The 18,067-nt window shown below is 43.8% G+C and carries 14 protein-coding genes and 2 tRNA genes; 10 read left to right on the top strand and 6 right to left on the bottom strand.

Annotated features, from left to right (window positions below; genetic code table 11):
• The first annotated feature begins 377 nt into the window (after positions 1-377).
• Positions 378-2,702 (top strand): serine protein kinase PrkA, encoded by a 2,325-nt coding sequence (locus tag dnm_RS13320; RefSeq protein ID WP_207683126.1) that lies wholly within the window; start codon positions 378-380, stop codon positions 2,700-2,702.
• Between the two features lie 281 nt (positions 2,703-2,983).
• Here the strand turns inward: dnm_RS13320 and dnm_RS13325 are convergent, their stop codons facing one another.
• A complete protein-coding gene (locus dnm_RS13325; protein WP_207683127.1) occupies positions 2,984-3,433 on the bottom strand; it encodes a cache domain-containing protein in 450 nt (149 codons plus the stop codon).
• A 1,228-nt stretch (positions 3,434-4,661) separates the two neighbouring features.
• On the opposite strand from dnm_RS13325, the gene dnm_RS13330 reads away from it, so the two are divergent.
• Complete coding sequence (locus dnm_RS13330) at positions 4,662-5,183, top strand: gamma carbonic anhydrase family protein (RefSeq protein WP_207683128.1); 522 nt, start codon at positions 4,662-4,664, stop codon at positions 5,181-5,183.
• Positions 5,184-5,210: 27 nt separating this feature from the next.
• A complete protein-coding gene (locus tag dnm_RS13335; RefSeq protein ID WP_207683129.1) occupies positions 5,211-5,510 on the top strand; it encodes a hypothetical protein in 300 nt (99 codons plus the stop codon).
• 218 nt (positions 5,511-5,728) lie between these two features.
• On the opposite strand, the gene dnm_RS13340 is transcribed toward dnm_RS13335, so the two are convergent.
• Positions 5,729-6,844, bottom strand: coding sequence for an oxidoreductase (locus dnm_RS13340; RefSeq protein ID WP_207683130.1), 1,116 nt, complete (start codon positions 6,842-6,844; stop codon positions 5,729-5,731).
• 1,949 nt (positions 6,845-8,793) lie between these two features.
• Between dnm_RS13340 and dnm_RS13345 the strand changes: the two genes are divergently transcribed.
• Entirely contained in the window at positions 8,794-9,444 is a 651-nt protein-coding gene (locus dnm_RS13345; RefSeq protein WP_207683131.1) for a DUF2959 family protein, read from the top strand.
• Between the two features lie 451 nt (positions 9,445-9,895).
• On the opposite strand, the gene dnm_RS13350 is transcribed toward dnm_RS13345, so the two are convergent.
• The 4 genes from dnm_RS13350 to dnm_RS13365 form a co-directional block, all read right to left on the bottom strand.
• On the bottom strand, positions 9,896-10,093 hold the full coding sequence (locus tag dnm_RS13350; RefSeq protein ID WP_276571900.1) for a zinc ribbon domain-containing protein: 198 nt from the start codon (positions 10,091-10,093) through the stop codon (positions 9,896-9,898).
• Positions 10,090-10,653: an elongation factor P gene (gene efp / locus dnm_RS13355; RefSeq protein ID WP_207683133.1), complete on the bottom strand. Its 564-nt coding sequence runs from the start codon at positions 10,651-10,653 to the stop codon at positions 10,090-10,092. The genes dnm_RS13350 and efp overlap by 4 nt, the downstream gene beginning before the upstream one ends.
• A gap of 116 nt (positions 10,654-10,769) precedes the next feature.
• The gene (locus tag dnm_RS13360) at positions 10,770-10,955 is read right to left on the bottom strand and encodes a hypothetical protein (protein WP_207683134.1); all 186 of its coding nucleotides are present in this window, start codon (positions 10,953-10,955) and stop codon (positions 10,770-10,772) included.
• 87 nt (positions 10,956-11,042) lie between these two features.
• Complete coding sequence (locus dnm_RS13365; RefSeq protein WP_207683135.1) at positions 11,043-11,906, bottom strand: phosphoribosylanthranilate isomerase; 864 nt, start codon at positions 11,904-11,906, stop codon at positions 11,043-11,045.
• 1,263 nt (positions 11,907-13,169) lie between these two features.
• On the opposite strand from dnm_RS13365, the gene dnm_RS13370 reads away from it, so the two are divergent.
• The 6 genes from dnm_RS13370 (at position 13,170) to dnm_RS13395 (ending at position 17,939) form a co-directional block, all read left to right on the top strand.
• Positions 13,170-13,868 carry a tetratricopeptide repeat protein gene (locus dnm_RS13370; RefSeq protein WP_207683136.1) on the top strand — a complete coding sequence of 233 codons (699 nt, stop codon included), beginning with the start codon at positions 13,170-13,172 and terminating at the stop codon, positions 13,866-13,868.
• On the top strand, positions 13,865-14,041 hold the full coding sequence (locus tag dnm_RS13375; protein WP_207683137.1) for a polymorphic toxin-type HINT domain-containing protein: 177 nt from the start codon (positions 13,865-13,867) through the stop codon (positions 14,039-14,041). The genes dnm_RS13370 and dnm_RS13375 overlap by 4 nt, the downstream gene beginning before the upstream one ends.
• Before the next feature lie 170 nt (positions 14,042-14,211).
• Positions 14,212-14,301: transfer RNA gene (locus dnm_RS13380), tRNA-Ser, on the top strand.
• A 39-nt stretch (positions 14,302-14,340) separates the two neighbouring features.
• Positions 14,341-14,433, top strand: a tRNA-Ser gene (locus dnm_RS13385).
• Between the two features lie 777 nt (positions 14,434-15,210).
• Positions 15,211-16,977 carry a flotillin family protein gene (locus dnm_RS13390; RefSeq protein ID WP_207683138.1) on the top strand — a complete coding sequence of 589 codons (1,767 nt, stop codon included), beginning with the start codon at positions 15,211-15,213 and terminating at the stop codon, positions 16,975-16,977.
• A gap of 23 nt (positions 16,978-17,000) precedes the next feature.
• Positions 17,001-17,939 (top strand): S1C family serine protease, encoded by a 939-nt coding sequence (locus dnm_RS13395; protein WP_207683139.1) that lies wholly within the window; start codon positions 17,001-17,003, stop codon positions 17,937-17,939.
• Positions 17,940-18,067 lie beyond the last annotated feature (128 nt).

Raw genomic sequence — 18,067 nt, forward strand, 5'->3', positions numbered from 1 at the left:
ACAGATAAACACAGCGCTTATGGAAATTGACAGGACAACCCGGGTTTCAGGAATCCGCGTCTTTAAAAAAAGAGAATATTGTTGAATTCGCCTGTGAAAAAAGCGGGTCCTGAACAAATGATTTTCTCGGATGAAGAAGCCTTATCCGCTTAAACAAATTGAGAAAAACGTTTCCGCAAATGATTTGTTCAGATCGGAATTTCTGAAAAATATCTGTTTGGAAAAAAATAATAAATTCAACCGACCTGCGAGGCTTCGCAAACCTCGGAGGTCGTCCGGAAAGAAAGCTGTAGCTTAAAAAAATCTCGGAGTTCTGAAATCCTAAAAATTTCAGAACTCCCCAAACCCGTAACTTATCAACGATTTGGATAAAAGCCATGGAAAATATCAAAAAAGCAATACGGCATCTTGATCGCAGCATGAGCGAGAGAGATCAGCGGTCTCCGATCCCTTTTGAGGAGTTTCTTAAAATACTCAGCGAAAAGCCCTCCGCCGTGATACGCGACGTTTTTCAGGTCTTCCATGATATGATGAAGACCTATGTGAATGAGGGCTTTGATGAGTATCCGAATGACCCCGAGTCCATTAATTTTGTCTATTACGATTGCAGGAAACTGTTTGTCGAAGGCTCTGACAACCCGTTTTTTGCAGACAGGCTCTTTGCCAACAGGCTGATGAATCTTGTTGAATCCTTAAAACGCGGCGCGCAGCAAAACAAAATTTATATTTTTGACGGTCCTCCGGGATGCGGGAAGAGTACTTTCCTGAATAATCTGCTCATGAAATTCGAGGAATATACCAACACAGAAGCCGGATCACGTTATGAGGCGGTATGGCGCCTGAATCGGAAAGTACTGGGCAATTTCAATGAAGCCATTTTTGAGAAGATGTTTCAGATGATGGATCACCCTGTAAAAGATGAAGACGGATTTGTCAGAAGACACAACATGCTGCATTCGTCTCAGGACTCGGATGAATTCTTTGATGAACAGACATCTCCCCATCTCACGGAAGATTACATCGAGGTTCCCTGTCCCAGCCATGATCATCCCATTTTGATGATTCCCAAGCCATACCGGCGTCAGTTTTTTGACGAACTGTTTATGAATGATGAATTTAAGTGGAAACTTTTCACGGACAAAGAATATGACTGGGTCTTCAAAGACAATCCCTGTACCATATGCAGTTCCTTGTACGAATCGTTACAGAACAGGCTGAACAGTCCGCTGGATGTGTTTAAAATGCTCTATGCCCGCCCTTACCGGTTTAACAGACGCCTCGGGGAAGGCATCAGTGTTTTTAACCCCGGGGACAAATCCATGAAGCCGGTTCCCCTTACCAATCCGATGCTCCAAAAACGGATAAACAGTCTTCTCAGGGACAGCAATCAGGTGAAATATCTGTTCTCCCGCTATGCCAAGACCAATAACGGTATTTATGCGCTCATGGACATCAAAACCCACAATGTGGAACGGCTGATCGAGCTCCACAACATTATCAGCGAGGGCGTTCACAAGGTTGAGGATATTGAGGAAAACGTGAATTCGCTTCTGATGGCGCTTATGAATCCTGAAGACAAAAAGAATATCCAGGGTCAGTCTTTTTCAGACAGAATCGAATATGTCCATATTCCATATGTTCTGGACCTGAACACGGAGGTTGATATTTATCGCAATATTTTCGGCGGTCATATTGACGAAAGCTTCCTTCCGAGAGTTCTTCACAATTTCGCCAGGGCAATTATCTCCACACGGCTCAATATCAAATCCGAGGCCATGCTTGAATGGATTAAGGACCCGAAAAAATACTATCTCTATTGCGATGAAAACCTGCAACTGCTTAAAATGGAGATCTACACGGGACATATCCCCACATGGCTGTCTGAAGAAGACAGGAAGCGGTTTACAGCAAAGCGCAGGCGAAAGATCATTGCAGAATCGGAAACAGAGGGGATCAAGGGATTTTCCGGACGGGATGCCATTAAGATATTCAATGAGTTTTACTCCGCGTATGCCAGAGACGACAAACTTATCAATATGAATACCTTATGCACCTTTTTCACCAAAATCCGTAAGGATCTGAGTCACTCCATGCCCCGGGGATTTCTGGATGCTCTGCTTCGTATGTATAATTACATGATCTTGCAGGAAGTTAAGGAATCGCTTTATTATTACAATGAAGAACAGATATCCAGGGATATACAAAATTATCTGTTTGCGGTTAATTTTGAATCCGGATCAGTGGAAACCTGTAATTTTACCGGCGAAAAACTTGAGATTACGGAAGCTTTTTTTGAGAGTATTGAGAATCGTCTTCTGGGAGCAAGGATAGAAAGGGCCAAGCGTCTCACTTTCCGGGCAGATGCTCAGAAAGAATATACTTCCCGGACGCTGACTCAGGAAATTCTGGTTGAAGGAAAACCTGTTACAGAAACCCGGCTTTACAAAGATATGCATGACCGATATGTTTATAATCTCAAGGAAAAGGTGCTGGATCCGTTTCTTGAGAATGAAAATTTCCGGCAGGCCATCAAGGACTATGACGAGGAGACTTTTAAGACGTATGACAAAAGAATCCGGGATGATGTCACCTTTCTGATGAACAATCTGTGCAACAAATGCGGTTATACGAACCAGGGAGCTAAGGAAGTCTGTATTTATGTCATTGACAATGATCTGGCGAGGACTTTCTCAATTTCCTGACATGGAGAGAGGGGCGTCAGAAGATGCAGTCCGACGCTCCTTTTTCTCAAAAGCCCTGTAGGGGCAGCATATTTGTAGCTCTGGGGAGCGTCTGTCTCGGCCGACAAAGCCCCGTAGGAGGGCATATTTGTAGCTCTCAGGAAAATGTTCTCATGGTCCATAACATGGCCCGGGTGGCATCCCGGTTCATATCATAAGCTTTCCTTTAAACGGAGAGGAAACCAATCTCTCAATCAAATCAGTTCCTCTTTTCAGGGTCGGGGAGGTGAAAAGCGGGCGAACTATTTGTAATAACCTGCTCCTACCAACACATCATCAGTAACTTTCAGGATATAACTGCTTTTTGCAGAAGGAGCTTCCTCACCGGGTTTGGGCCACATATAATCCACCCATCCGCTGCCTTTTGATTTGGCAAGCTCCACAAAGTCTTTGAAAAATGCTTTGCCATTCTTATCCTTCTGATCAATCAGATTCTTGCCAATCAGAGACGCTTTCATGGGGTGAGCGATCATGTCACCTTTCATATTCATTGCAAACACATAAATCGAACCTTTGACGAATTTTCCATCTTTTTTGTTAATCTCCGCTTTAGCAGCATTAATATCTGCCTTGATCATCGTGGCAGCGTCCTTGCAGACCTGCTCACATACTTCTTTGTCAGAAGCAAGCGCATTTCCAGTTACACAAAGGCCAAACACGAGAGCCAAGGCTGCTATCATCAACTTCTTCATTGTCATTCTCCTCTGAAATTTTCTGAATCTCAAGATAAACAAAATAAAAAATCTGCTTTCCCATCCAGTGGGCAACTGTTAAGCTCACCCTTCTCCTAATATCAGGACATTCCCCTTATCAGGTTATCTGATGATACATTATAAATTTGGAGATATCCACCATTCCCCTTTCACAGAGGATTCTGAGCGTTTTCTCCAAACTGTGAAATATATCCTGACTCAATTGAGAGATTGAATTCAGTTTTTTTTTATCACATTTATTTATGAATGCAAGAAAAATAAAAAAAATAATTAATCTTTATAAAATGAATTATCATTATTAAATATTTAAATCTTTTATATTCAGTTGGTTGTATTGGATTTTGGAAAATGTTCATCCCAAGACAACAGACCTGGGGATTTCCCCAAAAATAAAATACCCGGACGTAGGGTGGGTGGAGCGAAGCGTAACCCACCGCACTGACTTCTTTCTTGACCGCTCTTTTTTGCCTTCGGCAGAACAACAAAATCCATCAGAACCAGAAATGCCAGAGCGACAGAGGTTTTTTTTGATTCAGAGCGGATTCAGGGATAACCATCTATTATTAGTATAAAAAATAATATACTATACATTTTCAGCCCATTTCCGTTTTCGCGGAAAAGACAGAAAAAACTTGAACTAGTGGGCTTTCGTACATATAAACAAATATGACCTTCGGTTACAGCGAACGATGAAAGCTGGCCCTTGGCCCCTTTCATATAAACGGGCATGAACTGCCGGTCACAACGAATGATGAAAGTTTTGCAGTTTTTCGTAACACTTAACACCTGACACTTAACACTTTCATATAAACGGGCATGAACTGCCGGTCACAACGAATGATGAAAGTTTTGCAGTTTTTCGTAACACTTAACACCTGACACTTAACACTTTCATATAAACGGGCATGAACTGCCGGTCACAACGAATGATGAAAGTTTTGCAGTTTTTCGTAACACTTAACACCTGACACTTAACACTTTCATATAAACGGGCATGAACTGCCGGTCACAACGAATGATGAAAGTTTTGCAGTTTTTCCTAACACTTAACACCTGACACTTAACACTTTCATATAAACGGGCATGAACTGCCGGTCAAAACGAAGCATGAAAAATTTGTAATTTTTCCTGACACCTGACACCTAACACCTTTTTCATATAAACAGTTATGCAAAAATTAAGCAGACAATTCAACAGGCCATGAAAAATGATACTTGAACACAAAGGGAAAAAACCCAAAATTGGTAAAAATGTTTTTATTGCCCTGACCGCGACCGTCATAGGAGACGTGGAAATCGAAGATGGCGCAAGTGTGTGGTACGGCGCTGTTCTGAGAGGGGATATGGCTCCCGTGAAAGTGGGTAAAAATACGAATATTCAGGATAATTGCACTGTTCATACGGATACGGACAAGCCCGCGGTTATCGGAGATAATGTGACAATCGGGCATAATGCCGTTGTTCATGGCTGCACAGTTGAGCGCAACTGTCTCATTGGTATCAATGCTGTTGTGCTGAATGATGCCCATGTAAAAACAGGTTCCGTGGTCGCGTCCGGTTCCGTGGTAAAGGAAGGCCAGCACGTCGGTCCTTGTCATCTTGTGGCGGGCATACCTGCTTCAATGAAGAGAGAAGTCACCGAGGCTGACGCTGAAGAATTCGGGAGACCTGTAAGAGATTATCTCAGACTCGCAAGAGAACATATGGACATCAGGCGGGTTGATGAATAATTCCAATTTAAAGAAAGGAATATCAGAATGAGCAAACCAATAGATAAAGAGTCCTGGGTATGGGTTATAATTCAGGAACCTGAAGCAAACGCCCAAATGCTGGGACAGCAGGATGAGGAGAATAATATATCATTTATTCCGACTTTTTTAGAGAAAGATGAGGCCCTGAGATGTCAGAACAGCCTGGTTATTGAAAAAGGAAAAAAATGCGAAGTGCAGGCTATCCTGTATGAAGAACTGCTAAACCAGGCATCTGAAAGCGGATTTTTAATTTTTATTTTGAACGGGTCTGGGGAGGTATTGGACAGAATTAATCCGCTGCAATGAAAAGGATCTTGATGAGGCGATTTCCGGAAAAAACATGCCGGCGGCATATTTTTTTAGTTCGTAGTTCCGCGTTTAGGCGGTGTCACACCGCCTAAACACGGAACTACAAACCAGTATGTTTATTCTTGGACATCGCCCAGGTGCCAGCGGGTCGAAAATTAACCCCAAGGAGTGCTGAAATTTCATTCCGGCACTCCTTTGATCTGCTGAAACCTGACTTATTCAAATTTTGCCTTCCACGTCTTCATTTTTTCATGGGACCACCGCACACAAAAAGCAGGTTTTCTTTTCATTACCAACTGAATACAGGTGTCACCGCACTCCGGATCACAATGCAAAATATCTTTTTCTCTGCCCTGTCTTACTTTTTCGGGCCATTCAGGATCCGTCCACAGGGGCCGGGCCAGACCAATCAGATCAGCATCTCCCCGCGCGATTATTTCCTCAGCCAGCGCGCCCGTGGCAATACGGCCCGCGGTTATCACCGGAACGCTGACTTCTTTTTTAATGGCCGCGGCCAGGTCCGTCATATATCCTTCTTTTTTTGATTTTTCCACAATTTCCGGCAGAAAAAAGGATTCATATGTTCCGCCCATCACTGAAATATAGGCCACGCCCGCGTCCGCCAGGTTCCGGGCAAACAGCTTTGATTCTTCGAGCTTCAGACCCTGGGGAAGCCATTCGTCCGCGAGAAACCGGTATCCCACGGGGAAATCTTTCACAGCGTCCCTGACCGACGCGACAACCTCCAGAGCAAATCGCTGGCGGTTTTCCAGTGATCCGCCGTACTCATCCTCTCTTTTGTTGGTTCCGGGTGAGAGAAACTGAGCCAGCAAATAGCCTGTGCCGCCGTGAAGCTCCACCATATCAAATCCCGCGTTTCTGACCCTGAGTGCGGCCTCCGCGAACCGGTCTCTGATAAGCTTCAATTCTGATTTGTTCAGGGCTTTGGGCATACGGCCGAATGTCTCCACAGCAGAAGGCGCTACAGGTTCGGAAATACCTGCAAAACGTCCCGCGTGGTTGATCTGCAAACAGGCCAGCGCACCTCCCTGTTTAATAGTCTGAGCCAGTTGTTTCAAGCCTTCCAGATTGTCGTCCGTGTCTGCCCGCAATGTTCTGTCCGAACCGCTGCCCACAGGATGGTCAACCGTGGCATTTTCCACCACCACCATGGCCACACCGCTTTGTCCCATAAGGCGATAATGGTCGGTCAGCAGCCTGCTTACCGTGCCGCCCTTACCCGCATACCCCAGATACAGCGGTGCCATTGTCAGACGATTTTTTAGTTTCAGTCCTCCGACCTCAAAAGCTGAAAAAAGATGAGAATACATGTCACTTTCCTCCGTTAAAAAATAGGCCAGCATATAAAAATCAAATGTTACATTCTCCGGATACGAAAACGCTTTCTAACACCCTATAACCCAGGAAAAAACTCATGTCAACTCGTGTCAGTCACATGTTCAGCAGCTCAAAAAGTTAGAACAAGCAAAATATATCTCATTATCTCGTTCCCACGCTTCGCGTCACTGCCATTAAGTTAAGCTTCCGGAGTGCGAAAATTATTTTTCGCACCCTCGCCGGAAACTGTTTTTGTCACTTCGGATGCTCCTTAACTTAATGGCAGTGACGCTTCGCGTGGGAATGTAGAAGAGACGCTTCGCGTCACTGCCATTAAGTTAAGCTTCCGGAGTGCGAAAATTATTTTTCGCACCCTCGCCGGAAACTGTTTTTGTCACTTCGGATGCTCCTTAACTTAATGGCAGTGACGCTTCGCGTGGGAATGTAGAAGAGACGCTTCGCGTCACTGCCATTAAGTTAAGCTTCCGGAGTGCGAAAATTATTTTTCGCACCCTCGCCGGAAACTGTTTTTGTCACTTCGGATGCTCCTTAACTTAATGGCAGTGACGCTTCGCGTGGGAATGTAGAAGAGACGCTTCGCGTCCTGTGTCCGAGACGCTTCGCGTCCCGAAGGCATTTACTTCATGTAGGTTGGGTTGAGGAACGAAACCCAACATTTTTATGGTCATTCGTTGACGTTGGGTTTTGTTTCTCAACCCAAGCTGCATAAGGGATTTCCCCAAAAATAAAATACCCGGAAATGTGCGGTGGGTTACGCTTCGCTCCACCCACCCTACATTTTTTGTATCGGGTATATTGTTTATTTCGAGTTCCCTAACTGAACCCGCTTCTGAATAAAAAAGCCCGGCAATAAATTGCCGGGCTTTTTTCATTCGTCCCTCCGGGACTGAAAAATACCACCCAGAACTGAAGTGCGGTGGGTTCCGCTTCGCTCCACCCACCCTACATTTTTTGTATCGGGTATATTGTTTATTTCGAGTTCCCTAACTGAACCCGCTTCTGAATAAAAAAGCCCGGCAATAAATTGCCGGGCTTTTTTCATTCGTCCCTCCGGGACTGAAAAATACCACCCAGAACTGAAGTGCGGTGGGTTCCGCTTCGCTCCACCCACCCTACATTTTTTGTATCGGGTATATTGTTTATTTCGAGTTCCCTAACTGAACCCGCTTCTGAATAAAAAAGCCCGGCAATAAATTGCCGGGCTTTTTTCATTCGTCCCTCCGGGACTGAAAAATACCACCCAGAACTGAAGTGCGGTGGGTTACGCTTCGCTCCACCCACCCTACATTTTTTGTATCGGGTATATTGTTTATTTCGAGTTCCCTAACTGAACCCGCTTCTGAATAAAAAAGCCCGGCAATAAATTGCCGGGCTTTTTTCATTCGTCCCTCCGGGACTGAAAAATACCACCCAGAACTGAAGTGCGGTGGGTTACGCTTCGCTCCACCCACCCTACATTTCTGGAAAAGATGATCGGGCATTTTAGTTATTAGTAGTGCGGTGGGTTCCGCTTCGCTCCACCCACCCTACATTTCTATATTTCCGGGTATTTTATTTTTGGGGTAATCCCTTAGTTTATATGAAAGTGTCAGGTGTTAAGTGTCAGGAAAAACCATAAAACTTTCATCGTTCGTTGTGACCGGCAGCTCATGGCCGTTTATATACTTGGATTTTCGAAAAAGAGTTCTTGACATTTTAATCGATTGAATTTGTTGAAATTTAAAATTTATGCCAAAATTCAGCAAAATCAAATAATTTTTATTATCTAACAAAATCAAATAGATATTTTGTCAAATTTTATTTTTCGAAAACTCAAGTATATATAAGGACCCCCAAAAATTCTTCTTTTAAAAAAAGAAACAGTGTGATACTGGATTTAATTTGCATTAAAAAATAAATTTAAATAAAAAAGGAGAATATTATGCTCAATACTTATCTGCGATATGTCTTGGTCACCACATTATTGCTTGCCATGATCACCTGCGGATGTCAGAAAGCCTATTATGCGGCATGGGAAAAGCTGGGCAAGGAAAAACGGCATCTGCTTAAAGATGAGGTAAAAGAGGTTCACAATGAACAAGAAAAAGCAGCCCAGGAATTTAAGGATGTGCTGACCCGGATTAAGGAGATTTACGGATTTACCGGGGGAAATCTTGAAAAATTTTATAATAAGCTTCATGATGATTATGAAGCGTGTGAAGAACGAGCCGATGCTGTCCATAAACGAATTGAATCAGTTGAGACAATTTCACAGGACCTTTTCAATGAATGGGATAAGGAAATTAAGGAAATAACCAACGAAAATCTCAAATCCAAAAGCATACAGACCATGAAAGACGCCAAAAAACGGTATTCCCGTCTTCATGTGACAATGACAAAAGCCAGCAAAAAAATGAATCCTGTTCTTAAAAATCTTCGGGACTATGTACTCTACCTGAAACACAATCTGAACGCCCAGGCTGTAGGTACTCTTAAACAGGAAGTCGGAGAAATCGAAACCGAAGTAGAATCCCTTATTACGGATATCAGCGTATCTGTAAAAGAAGCCGAAGATTTCTTAAAAAAATTCTGAATAAAACAGGACGCAGTTGTCAGTTATCAGCGTTTACCAAGTGTCAGCAGATCGAAAAATTTTCAGGCTGTCACAGGGCGGACACGGCGGACAGGGAAGAAACCCGGGTTTTTCCGGAGGGGGGAGCGCCCCGTCCGGGAAAAAAGCCGGGTTCCTTTGCCGCACCGCGCACACTTCGGAAACGTTTTGATCTGCTGGGTGTGCATTTCCACAACTAGTCATCTTCTCACCTGCCGGGCGGGAAGCCATGGTAGTTTCGTCATAACTTCCTGAGACTGCATAGCTGACAAATGACAACTGATAAGTTTCCGTCCTGAAAAATCTAAGATAATCTGTGATAATCTGTCTTTTTCTTCCTGCTTCACAGAGGCAGTTTCACTGAAAAAGAATTTTCAGCCAGAGCTGCGTTCTCCACAGGCTTAAAATCCGGCGGGACTCACCGTATTGTTTTTTACGCCGACGTGGCGTTGTCTCTGATGTTTTTTGCGGCATTGATGTCTCTGTCCGCCTTATGACCGCAGGACGGACAGACAAACACACGATCTGACAATTTCAGATCATCCCTGACGTGTCCGCAGGCATTGCAGGTTTTGCTTGACGGGAAAAATCTGTCAACATAGGCCACTTTGCTTCCGTACCAGTCCCCTATTCCTTCACCCGCTCCACATACTGACCTGTCCGGGTATCAATCCGAATAAGTTCTCCTTCCTCGACAAAGGGAGGAACCTGTAAAACATAGCCGGTTTCAACCGTAGCCGGTTTTGTACTGCCTGCGGCCGTATCTCCTTTTGCCCAGGGATCCGCCTGAGTAATTTTCAAATCAACAAAATTAGGCAGGGAAAGACCAATGGGTCTTTCCTCGAAAAAAAGCACATTACAAACCGTGTTTTCCTTCAAAAAAGCTTTGGCCTCGCTCACCTGTTCTTCTGTCATAAACTCCTGGTTATAATTGCTTGTATTCATAAAACAGTACTGCTCACCATCTGAATACAAATATTCCATCTGAAGCTCTTCCAGATTTGCTTCATTGAATTTTTCACCGGATCTGTAAGTTCTGTCAAACTGAGCGCCAGTCACCATATTTTTTAATCTGCATTTATAGAGTGCCTGCCCTTTGCCGGGTTTGACAAAATCAAACTGCGTAATGACATAAGGGTCTCCGTCAATCTGAATTTTAAGACCTTTTCTCAGGTCGCCACTTTCATACATATCTCTAAAAATCCTCCTTGTTATTTTGAAACTTGAAACTTAAAACTTGAAAACAGCTTCCGGATACTCAAGTTTCGAATTTCAAGTTTCAAATCTCAAATCTCAAATCTCAAATCTCAAATCCCAAATCCCAAATCCCAAATCCCAAATCCCAAATCCCAAATCTCAAATCCCAAATCCCAAATCCCAAATCTCAAATCCCAAATCCCAAATCCCAAATCCCAAATCCCAAATCCCAAATCCCAAATCTCAAATCCCAAATCCCAAATCCCAAATCCCAAATCCCAAATCCCAAATCTCAAATCTCAAATCCCAAATCTCAAATCTCAAATCCCAAATCCCAAATCCCAAATCCCAAATCCCAAATCTCAAATCTCAAATCTCAAGTTTCAAGTTTCAAGTTTCAAGTTTCTAACTTTTTCAACAAGTTGTTTTACTTTTTCAAGGTCTTTTTTGAATCTTATGGGGTGTCCCTCTGCATCCAGGGCATTGGTACCGGTACAGCTATCAACACCGGCCGGCCTGACGTGCCTGATACCGTCTGATACATTATCCGGTGAGATTCCCCCTGCCAATATGACCGGAATACAGCTTGATTCAACCAACTGTGCAGCAATATCCCAATCGCAGGTTTTACCGGTTATTCCCACAAATCCGTCAACAGACTGAGACTCAGGGGAACTCCCTTGTTGTTCCGAAGCCGAAGCCTGGGAAGGGGACGGAACCTTTGCAAGCAATGTATCTGTCAGAAAATAATCACTTACCGGCTCAAACATCCGGGCAATCTCCATGCTGGGCACAAGATTCGCCATACCTGGCTCCCCTATGGGAACTGACCGCATGATCCTGACTTCAGGAAACCTTTTTTTAACATCTTCCTGTAAACGTATCAGGGCTTCCAGTTCGGGAGCAGGACAAAAACCTTCACGGCTTTCAGAACTACCAGAATGGTTTGTCAGGGCTTCACAAAAATGGATAACATCCGGCCGGTAATAATCCAATACACGAAAAATTGAATCAGGATTGCTGAAAAGCGGAATCAGATTGCTCATGACAGGTGTCTGGGCTGTCATGCTGACTGTCTCTTTGATCAGGGGAACCTTCCATTCCTTTTCCGAAAGAATAATGCTGCCAATGCGGTCCACACCAATTTCAATAAGGGATTCGGCCTCGGACGGTGTCTGTACTTCATAAATCTGAACAATAATATTTTTCATCAATTTTAATGTATCTCGACAGTCGTAAGTTCTCATAACCTCCTGAAATTAATAGTATCGACATTTTCCGAGGCGGCATATGCCGCCCTGTGATTTCAAAAGGTTACGAAACAACTTCTGACTTTGAATTTTGAACTTTTCACTGTTAAGAATGTATCATCAGCATATCGAAAAAAATTTTGATATACTGGTTTTGCTGATAATAAAAAAGGGCATCCTTCATATTTGCCCAAAAGTACTTTACACTTTTGGTGATTTGAAAAAAAGTCCATTTTTTTTCAATCTACAAATTTTGTAGCTAAATAAAAGTAATATTTACAAATAGATATTGTAAAATCTACAAATTTTGTAGTTTTTTACACACTTCAAACATGATTAGCTAAAATTAACTACAAAATTTGTAGTTTTTTTTTGTAATAGGTTGTTTATATTATAAAAATAATCAAAATTATCATGAATTAAAAAAAACATAAAAAATTCATTTTAGCTGAAAGTGTAAACTACTAAATGAAGGATGCCTAAAAAAGAATGCAAAAATTGGCGATAGCAATTTTTTGCATGGAATGTTTCAATAATTTTGGTAAAATGCAAAAAACCGCTTCGCTTAATTTTTGCACTCCGGAAAAAAATTTCTGTTACCTGATAATCAAGTTTTTTTCTGTCATTCCTGCGAAAGCAGGAATCCATTTCTGGCAAATGCCAGGCCTCCGGGAACAGCAGATGACAGGCTGTCCGGCCGGATTGGATAAAAAAAACTTGATTATTGAGTATTCGCTAATATCCGGTGGTCTTTGTAATTTTAATCCTGTCTGGCCTCGTACACGACCAAATAAATTCTGGCAGGCTGTCCGGATGTAAGACAATTTTTCAAATTGTTTTTTAGGACAATTTGAAAAATTGTCCTACATAATTCCGAATTTCTCCCATCCCTCGGAACTTATTTGGTCATGTACTCGTTCCCACTGCCATTAAGTCAGGAGTGAAACACTTACGGAGAATTCATTGCCGGGGGGTATTGGGAACGAGAATTTCCAATTTACAAATTATTATACTACGTTTATGTTATTTTGACAAGTTTCTTCCACATATTCTGACGAAAATTAATAATTATGAGCTTATGACCTTTTTGCTTGACTCTTTCAACATAAATAATTATATAACTATTTCATTGAATTATAAATTTTTTTATGGTTATCAGAAAGCGGGGGAATTATGTTTGGAAAAAAATATATAATTTGGGGAGTTTTATGCCTGTGGACAGCATGCTTATTCGGATGCGGAGGACCTGCAAAGGCAAATTTGAAACTAAAACAAAAAAATTATAATGAGGCCATACCGCTTTATAAAGAATATCTTGCTGAAAATCCGGATTCCGCAGAAGCAAGGCTCAATATGGGCATTGCATATCTGAAGACCGGGTTTGCGGATGCGGCCATTGCCGAATTTGAAACCGTGCTTAAATCATCTCCTAATCATCCTGATGCTGTTTTGTATATGGGACTGGCTCATCTGAGTAAGGGAAAACTCGATGAGGCCATTGTTGTTTTGGAAAACTACAGAAACAGCAGAAAGCCCTTGGTTGAAGAGGAAGTTATGCATCAGATGACCCTGTTGGAAGATCTGTATGCCTCAGATAAAACACTGTTCGAAGAAAATCCCATGATCATTGTGAACCGGGTGGAAACTGCTGTGAACAACGCACTGGCAGAACAAAAAAGGGCAGACCGACAGGCATTGAAGATGTCAAAGGAACAGAATAATAACAAAGGCTGCTTTGCTTATGACACCAATGTGCTTATGGCGGACAAATCTTTAAAGCGCATTATTGATCTGCGTGCGGGTGACACTGTGCAGGCTTATGACGTGGAAACTGAGAAAATGGTGGTCAGGAAGGTTACAGACACCTATCGTGCTGATCAGGATCATTATTATCTGATTAACGGGGAATTGAAAATCACGGCCGCCCATCCGGTTTTCACCACCGAGGGGAGTGGGTGAAAGTGGCTGATCTGAAGGTCGGTGACAGAATTGTAAGTATTGACAGTGAGATAAAAGTCGCTTCTGTTAAAAAAATAAAATATGACCACCGGGTTTATAATTTCAGGGTTGAGAACAGCCACAACTATTTTGTTTCAGCCGATGGAAAGAATTTTTATCTGGTTCACAACTGAAAATAGGTTTTACAGGGCTTGGTAAGCCTTGAAAAAAGCCGGTTTATGTTGTCGTAAATTTTTTTGCATTTTATTCAACAAAAAGGTTGACCTCTGTTTTATAAAGTGATACAAGACAAAATTCAAATGCGGGGGGATCTGTCTTATAAAGATGCCTGCATATATTTTTAGGAGGGATGGCCGAGTGGTTGATGGCGGCGGCCTTGAAAGCCGTTGTGTCTTCACGGGCACCGTGGGTTCGAATCCTACTCCCTCCGCCAACTGAAGGATTTTATTTTTTTACAATTTGTCAGATCCACGGAGAGATGGCCGAGCTGGCTGAAGGCGCTCGCCTGCTAAGCGAGTGTGGGGCGAAAGTTCCACCCAGGGTTCGAATCCCTGTCTCTCCGCCATTATAAAAAAAAGCCTGATTATCATATAGGATAATCAGGCTTTTTTTATTATATACTCGATACTCAAATTTTTACCGGCTGACTGAATTCACTGATAATTTTCAGGCAGGGATTTTTCGGCCCGGTCTGCATTGCCTCTTGCTTTCTGTGTGTCGCTACAATATCGTTCGGCATGATTTTTGCATAGCCGGACGGAAATGCCCGGCATTTCCGCATTTTGGAGAAATTGTTTCCGAAAAACGCCCGGCGGACATTTCGGGATTTCAGTTTTCCGGATATATGAATTCAGTTAGTTACAAATGTATGCAAAAATCGTGCCGAACGGTATTGGTGTCGCTACAAGGATTTTGTAGAAAGGATTGTAAGTATCCGGAAAAATTTTTTCAGTATCCAAAGACCTGCGAGGTTTCGGAAACCTCGCAGGTCTGATGCGGATTTATACCTGAAAATTTATGTCCGGATACTTAAAAAAAGGGATTTAATCCTTTTCTTATACAAAATCCTTGTAGGGAAGATGATAAGTACCTAACCATAAGTTTTCGATATCTTCCCGGGGAAGAAACCCGGCTTTTTTTACCGGAAGGATCCGCGGCCTGTGACGGAAAAAGCCGGGTTTCTCCGCTGTTCGCAAAAAAAAAGATATATAAAAAACTTTTGATCGGGTACTTATTTCTATTCCAAACAGTTTGACAAATCCGCTTGTTTTTGCAAAAATAATTTTTCAAGAAAGATTCAACTATCTCGCCTCATTAACCCTTTCACAGAAAGGAGTATCTTATGTCAAACTTCATGATTGCTGCGTTGAGCATTGGTTTCGGATTATTCACCCTTATCGTGATCGGGCTGATCCTGTCAAAACTGTATGCCCGCGCCTCAAAAGAAGTGTCGTTTGTGCGGACTGGCTGGCGGGGACAGAAGGTCATCATGAATGCCGGCGCGCTGGTCTTTCCTGTGCTGCATCAGGTCATCCCGGTGAACATGAACACCCTCCGGCTTGAGGTGCAGCGTACCAACGTACAGGCACTGATTACCCGTGACCGTATGCGGGTAGATGTCCAGGCTGAGTTCTATGTTCGCGTCAAACCAACAGTCGAGGCCATTGCAAACGCGGCCCAGACCCTGGGGCGGCGAACCATGGATCCCACTGCCCTCAAAGAACTCGTCGAAGGCAAATTTGTGGATGCGCTGCGTGCCGTGGCTGCTGAAATGGCAATAGAGGAACTCCATGAACAGCGCGTTGACTTTGTGCAGAAAGTGCAGACTGCGGTAAGCGAAGACCTGCTCAAAAACGGTCTGGAACTGGAAACAGTGTCTCTGACCGCTCTGGATCAGACGGATCAGAGCCATTTTAACGCGCAGAATATTTTTGATGCCCGGGGACTGACCAAACTGACAGAAGAGATCGAGGCCCGCAGAAAGCAGCGGAATGACATTGAACGGGACACTGAAGTCGAGATACAGAAAAAAAACCTGGGGGCCGAGCGCCAGAAACTTGAATTGTCCAGGGAAGAGGAGTACGCGCGTCTGGAACAGCAACGTGAAATCGAAGTGCGCCGGGCTGAACAGCAGTCCGAGATTGCCAGGGAACAGGCTGAAAAAGAGCGTCAGGCAAAGGAAGCTCAGATTATAGCGAAACAGCAGGTGGATCAGGCGCAGCTTATGGCTGAACGCGGGGTGGAAGAGGAACGCATTGAAAAGGAACGTCTTCTCAGGGAAAAAGATATTGAGAGGAAAAAAGCCATTGAAACTGCTGAAATCGAAAGAAAAAAAAGCGTCACTCTTGCAGACCAGGAACGGGCCATTGCCATTGCTGAAAAATCCAAAGAAAAATCTGTTGCCCAGGCTGAAGCAGACAAAGCCCTTGCCCTGTCAGTCACAGCCGAAGAAAAGGTGTCCACTGCCCGTGAAACTGAAATTGCGGAGCGGCAGAAAGCCATTGAACTGGTGGAGGCCCGCAAGCAGGCAGAACGGGATGCCATCGGCATAATGGTTGCGGCAGACGCGGAAAAAAAGGCCGCGGCCGACAAAGCTGATGCATTGCGGGTTGTGGCGGTCGGTGAGGCAGATAAGATAAAAATTGCCGCACAGGCTGAGGCGCAGGCCAAAGTTGTCCAGGCCGAGGCTGACAAAAAACGCTATGCTGTGGAGGCCGAGGGAACCCGTGCATTGCACGAGGCCGAGAATATTTTGGAACCGGGCATTATTGCCATGCGGATCAAAATATCCCTTATCGAACACCTTGACAAGATCATTCGCGAAAGCGTGAAACCCATTCAGGCGATTGAGGGAATTAAGATTATCCAGGTGGGCGGACTTGGTTCGGCTGGCGGCGGCAGCGCTTCGGGAAAGCAGAAAGGCAGTGAGAATCTGGCGGATCAGATGGTAAACAGCGCGCTGCGTTACCGGGGACAGGCTCCCCTGATTGACAGTCTTCTGAAGGAATTGGGCATTAGCAGTGGTTGCGACATTAACGAACTGACCGCTGGGATTTGTTCTCAGACGGCTGAGTCATCTGATGAGGGTTCGGACACAGACACGGACTAGCCCTGGAAACCGGAGGTAAAAACATGTGCAAAACTATTGTCAGATATGTGCTGATAATCCTCGCACTGGGTGTCAGCTTGTCAGATGCGCATGAGATATATTTGAAAGACGGGAGGACCATAAAAACAAAAAACTGCTGGGAAGAGAATGGCTTGGTAAGATACGAAAGATACGGCGGAATCCTGTCAATAAAAGAAGAACTTGTGGAAAAAATCATATATGAAGCATCCGCTTTTATCGGAAGTGTGACAGAGGAGCAGGCGGTGTTAAGAAAACAAAGGACCGATACACTGGCTTCTGATGAAATATTCCGTATATGCAAACCTGCCGTGGTTGTCATAAAATGCGGCAGAGGTCAGGGGGCAGGCTTTTTCGTAAGCTCCAGAGGACATATTCTCACCAATTTCCATGTGATCCGTCCGAATGCTCCCATCAGTGTGTATTTGTCATCAGGCAGGGAATACACCGGCGGCGTGATTTCCAGCACTGAGCAGCCGGATGTGGCTTTGCTGAAGATTTCGGAAAGTGATCTCCCATATCTTGCCCTTGAAAAAAGCCTTCTTTCAGAGAATGCCGTGGGGAAAAAAGTGTTTGCTGTGGGAAATCCCTTAGGGCTTAAATTTTCAATATCCGGGGGGATCATCAGCCAGATAAGAAATATTGACACAGTGAAATATGTTCAGACCGACACAAAGATCAATCCGGGCAACAGCGGCGGCCCCCTGATTGACACTCATGGAAATGTGGTGGGAATGAATACCTTTAAGATACGAGGCGGCACCGGGCTGAATTTTGCTATTTCATCTGATTATTTATATAACTGGGTTCAGCAGTATTCAGAAAATCCCAGCACTGTTCCAAGATTTTCCGGCTCTCAAAAACGAGAACTGACCAGGGGAGGAGAGGATTCCCGGGAAGGGGGAGGGATTATCATTGTGCCTTTTCCGTTTCCGAGCCGGTAAGCGTTCCGACTGCTGCCATTTCTGATAAGGGATTTCCCCAAAAATAAAATACGCGAAACGTAGGGTGGGTGAAGCGAAGCGTAACCCACCCTACGTTTTTTGTATCTCAAACAACAGGCAAGAAAAAG

The sequence above is a fragment of the Desulfonema magnum genome, assembly GCF_017377395.1.
GTDB lineage: Bacteria > Desulfobacterota > Desulfobacteria > Desulfobacterales > 4be13 > Desulfonema_C > Desulfonema_C magnum.

Bases quoted from the DNA above. Each gene is read 5' to 3' on its own strand.
- dnm_RS13390 (WP_207683138.1), top strand. From the start codon at position 15,211: ATGTCAAACTTCATGATTGCTGCGTTGAGCATTGGTTTCGGATTATTC.
- dnm_RS13340 (WP_207683130.1), bottom strand. From the start codon at position 6,844: ATGTATTCTCATCTTTTTTCAGCTTTTGAGGTCGGAGGACTGAAACTA.
- dnm_RS13325 (WP_207683127.1), bottom strand. From the start codon at position 3,433: ATGAAGAAGTTGATGATAGCAGCCTTGGCTCTCGTGTTTGGCCTTTGT.
- dnm_RS13395 (WP_207683139.1), top strand. From the start codon at position 17,001: ATGTGCAAAACTATTGTCAGATATGTGCTGATAATCCTCGCACTGGGT.
- dnm_RS13320 (WP_207683126.1), top strand. From the start codon at position 378: ATGGAAAATATCAAAAAAGCAATACGGCATCTTGATCGCAGCATGAGC.
- dnm_RS13345 (WP_207683131.1), top strand. From the start codon at position 8,794: ATGCTCAATACTTATCTGCGATATGTCTTGGTCACCACATTATTGCTT.
- dnm_RS13365 (WP_207683135.1), bottom strand. From the start codon at position 11,906: ATGAGAACTTACGACTGTCGAGATACATTAAAATTGATGAAAAATATT.
- efp (WP_207683133.1), bottom strand. From the start codon at position 10,653: ATGTATGAAAGTGGCGACCTGAGAAAAGGTCTTAAAATTCAGATTGAC.
- dnm_RS13335 (WP_207683129.1), top strand. From the start codon at position 5,211: ATGAGCAAACCAATAGATAAAGAGTCCTGGGTATGGGTTATAATTCAG.
- dnm_RS13330 (WP_207683128.1), top strand. From the start codon at position 4,662: ATGATACTTGAACACAAAGGGAAAAAACCCAAAATTGGTAAAAATGTT.